The organism is Sulfurimonas sp., assembly GCF_047622445.1.
Classification (GTDB): Bacteria; Campylobacterota; Campylobacteria; order Campylobacterales; family Sulfurimonadaceae; genus Sulfurimonas.
In genome coordinates, this window is record NZ_JBLHOE010000117.1 from 1 (window position 1) to 4,238 (window position 4,238).

Genomic DNA, 4,238 nt, shown 5'->3' on the forward strand with positions numbered 1-4,238 from the left:
GTCTTTATCATCGTCTTTATCATCGTCTTTATCATCGTCTTTATCATCGTCTTTGTCATCGTCTTTATCATCGTCTTTGTCATCGTCTTTGTCATCGTCTTTGTCTAGTCTCTCTGCTTTTCTTTTAGCTTTTCTCTCTGCCTTTGCTTTGGCTTTAACTTCTTTTCTCTTAGCTTTTCTTTCTGCCTTTGCTATGGCTTTAGCTTCCTTCTCATAGCTTATTTCAACTGCTTCTTGTTCTGCAGCTACAATATTAGAATAGAGTAATGTACTTAAAAGCACAAATGCGAGTAATAACTTCTTCATTTCATGATCCTTCATTTAGTATAATGTAATACTAAAACACTAAAATGAAGATTTTATGAAGATTGGTTAATTTTGTATCCAATTCCTCGTATGTTAAGTATAAAGTCTTTGATATTTAACTTTTTTCTTAAATTTTTTATATGTACATCTACGATATTACTGTGTTTTATGGAATAATTATCTTTATTAATATGTTCACTTAATTGAAAGCGAGACAAAACAATATTTTTATTTTTCATAAAAAGCTCTAGCAGGTCAAATTCTGCGAGGGTTAGGTTGATTAAATTGTTTTTTACAAATACTTCATGTTTTACAATGTCTAGTGTTACGTCTCCTATTGTAATGAGTGAAGTTTTTTCTTGAGAGCCCTTTCTTAGCAAAACTCTAATTCGAGCCAATAGTTCAATGTTTGAGTATGGTTTACATAAATAATCATCAGCACCAGCATCAAGAACTTTAACCCTATCATCAATTTCTGAGTTTGCAGATAGCATTAATGCTGGAGTGGCTATTTCAGCATTTCGCATCTCTTTTAAAAGTGTTAGACCATCTCCATCACCTAGGTTCCAGTCAAGTAAAACAAGAGCATAATTATTTTTATCAATATATTCTTTTGCTTGCGTATAACTGTATGCTATATCGCTACTGTACTTTTCAGCTTTTAAAAGTTTTAACAATTGTTTTGCGGTTAAGATATCATCTTCGACTATTAAAAGATTCATGAACTTCCTTTTTTTGACAAACTAAATGTACATATTGTACCATGTCCGATACCATCACTTTTTAAAATAATAGTACCATTAAGTAGTTTTGCCATTTTTTGACTAAAAGATAATCCTAGTCCTGTACCCTTATTTTGAATTTGCATTGTGTTGTCAATTTGAGTAAAATCATTAAAAAGCTCTTTTATATTATTTTTTGATATACCAATTCCAGTGTCTTTGACATAAATACAAAAATGTCCTCCTATATCTTCAACATTAATGGAAATACTTCCCTTTTGAGTAAATTTAATTGAATTAGAGATTAAATTTATCATAATTTGTTGAAATATTTTTGGATCTGTTTCAAAATAGGTACTTTTGAGATTATCAGAATGAAAGCTAAGTTTTAAGTCTTTATCTAAAGCTAAAGGATCTAGTATATCTTTGATGTTTTCAAATAGTTTCGCGATATCAACTTTTTGAACATAGACTTCCATTTTTCCAGCTTCAATTTTAGCAATATCTAATATTTCATTTATCATATTTAACAAGTACTGTGCAGACGATTCTATGGTAGAAACTGTATCTAATTGATCATCACTGAGAGATTCGTATGTAATCATGTATTGTGTTGAACCCATTATAGCATTGAGAGGTGTTCTTAGTTCATGTGACATATTGGAAATAAAAGAAGATTTTGCATTTGAAGCTGATATTATTTTTTTGGTTGATCTAATTCTATCAAGCTGCAATGAAATCATCGATGCAATTGATTTATAAAAATCTTGCTCATTTTTATCTTTAAACTCATGAATTATTAATGCAATAGAACCAAAGTATATCTTCTGGTCATTTTCAAAGTCTGTTACATAAAGGTCGGTTGTTCTTTTACTCTCTGATATATTTTTATTTTGATGAAAAAATAAATCATTCTTTTTTGTAAGTTTTCTAATTTCTTCCATAGATATTTCTATACATTCATCTTCGCTTTTTGTTTGAATAATGGTATTAAATATACTTATGAGTTGTGTAAATCTTTGCAGTCTTAATTTATTTTCTTTTTCTAAATCAGTTAATGCTGATGACGTAGTTTTGAGCATTGCATTAAATGAACGAGCGAGAGTAGCTATTTCATCTTGTGATGTCGTTGTTAGTCTTTTTTTGTAGTCATTTGTAGTAGTTATATTATCTGTTATAGTAGTAAGTTCTTCTATAGGCTTTACTATGTCTCTGGATAGTTTTATAGAAGTATAGATAATTACTAGAAAAATAATTATTGAGATATAAAACATAAAGGTAATAAAATCATATAAAAACTCTAAAGCTATATTTTTATCCACAGCATAGATAATATTGAAATCATTAAGGACAGAAGGTAATTCTTCGTAAACGATGACATAGGAATCATTTATAATATGCTTTACATTATGATTATAGGTAATATCAAGTGAGATCTTTTTACCAATGCTAAACTTGTTCTTTGAATTAATAATATATGAATGGATACTACCTTGATTCGTAAGATAGGAATTTAAATTTTCTAAATTGTATTTTAAAATTAAAACCCCTAATGTATTTGCTGTATCAAAAGAAGCAGTTATTTTTGAAAAGAAATAGAGTTGATTTTTTTTCAAAAACATACCTTCATCAAGATTGATAGGAATATGTAACTCTTTCTTGTGGTGTATTATTTCTTTATTTGAAGAAGCTATGACTATAGAATCTTGACTGATAACCATAAACTCAGCATGGATGTTTAAATCTTTGGATTTTTGTATTAAAAGACGTGAAACTCTTTTGTCTATATCTTCAACTATAAGGTCATCCATTAAATCGAGTGTGCTTAAAAAATGTACCTCTTTCATGAGAGAAGTGATGTCATTATGAATATCTTGTGTTACATTTTTTGCTCTATTTGAGTGTTGGAGAATAATAGTACTAAGTATTTTCGTTTCACTAAAAAATAGTATATATGATAAAAGTGTTAAAAAAGGAAGAAAGCCAATGATGATAAAAATAGATAGGAGTTTATTTCTTAGTGATTTTTTGATAAAGTTAAACATGTTATTTACTCTTCCCATCGATATATGACTTTTAAATCCTTATCTAATGCACTAGATTCTATATACCCAATTGAGCCATCTACTTTTTTAATAAAGGCTTTAATACTATCTTGTGATTTCATAGTTAACGGTGGTCTGTGACCAAGGTAGTGCTGTTTTGTCCAAAAAGCTTTTAACCGGTTAAAGCTCATATTTAAAACATGTGATTCAAATTTTAATCTTATTTCATTTCTTGGGGCCAAATTAATAGGAATGATTTTTTTATTATCGACTATAGTTGTTTTTCTTAAAAATATTGCTTTTATCTGCTCTTTTGATAAATTTTTCATATGAGTATTGGAGACTACAAAATATTCAGATGCGCTAAGAATAGTGCTAAAAAATATGCTACATATAATGGACTTCAAAGCTAGTTTCATTAAAATAAAACCGATAATGAAAGTAAAACTTGATTGAGGTTACTTTGGGAATGTAGTTGGAATTCAGATTTGATAGCCACTGGATATAAAGGTCTATACGTGTATCCAAAAATTGCAAGGTTTTCTTGGATTGAATTGGTGTTGTCCTTATAAGATTCAAGCCTTAAAATACCTGTATGCTTTTCTTCAAAACGGTATAGTCCTTGAATGTACCCAGCCTTACTTGTTGTGAAATTTTTTGTTGATCTTTGCACCCCAAATTCTGTAAGGAATTGATACTTATCTTTATCGTATTTTGTAGAGAGGAGTAAATAATATAGTTCATCATGGATAATTTGATTATCTATTTTATGAAAAAATCCAGTGTTAAGCTTTAGTGTAAAGTCATTTTTTTCATAAGATGAACCAATTGCATAATGCTTATCAATTTTATAGTTATTATAATCATCATCCAGGTCTTCATTGTTTTGCAACATTAAATCTAATTTTAAACCACCACTGTCAAAAGATGAGTAAGAACTAAGTATACCGGTGGTGTATGTAGGAAAGATGATTTTTGTACTTATAGGATTTGAAGTTGTTTCACGAAGCACATTGATAGGTAGTAGGTTCCAAAAACCAATTGGTGAATAATACTTACCTAGTGTAAAAATGTAGTTATCATTAAAATTATAATCTAAAGACATTCTTTCTATGTGTAGTTGATTATTACTAGTTGTTGTACTTGTATTATTGGCATACGTTTT

5 protein-coding genes are annotated in these 4,238 nt (G+C 28.7%); all 5 read right to left on the reverse strand.

The window, feature by feature from the left end; all coding sequences use genetic code 11:
* The coding region (locus ACI9TV_RS15875; RefSeq protein WP_415251797.1) for a hypothetical protein at positions 1-306 on the reverse strand (306 nt) is incomplete at its 3' end.
* Between the two features lie 53 nt (positions 307-359).
* Complete coding sequence (locus tag ACI9TV_RS15880) at positions 360-1,028, reverse strand: response regulator transcription factor (protein ID WP_415251798.1); 669 nt, start codon at positions 1,026-1,028, stop codon at positions 360-362.
* Positions 1,025-3,073: an ATP-binding protein gene (locus ACI9TV_RS15885; protein WP_415251799.1), complete on the reverse strand. Its 2,049-nt coding sequence runs from the start codon at positions 3,071-3,073 to the stop codon at positions 1,025-1,027. Before ACI9TV_RS15885 ends, ACI9TV_RS15880 begins: the two co-directional genes overlap by 4 nt.
* Before the next feature lie 5 nt (positions 3,074-3,078).
* Positions 3,079-3,402 (reverse strand): hypothetical protein, encoded by a 324-nt coding sequence (locus ACI9TV_RS15890; RefSeq protein ID WP_415251800.1) that lies wholly within the window; start codon positions 3,400-3,402, stop codon positions 3,079-3,081.
* 89 nt (positions 3,403-3,491) lie between these two features.
* On the reverse strand, positions 3,492-4,238 hold a 747-nt coding region (locus tag ACI9TV_RS15895), incomplete at its 5' end, for a hypothetical protein (RefSeq protein WP_415251801.1).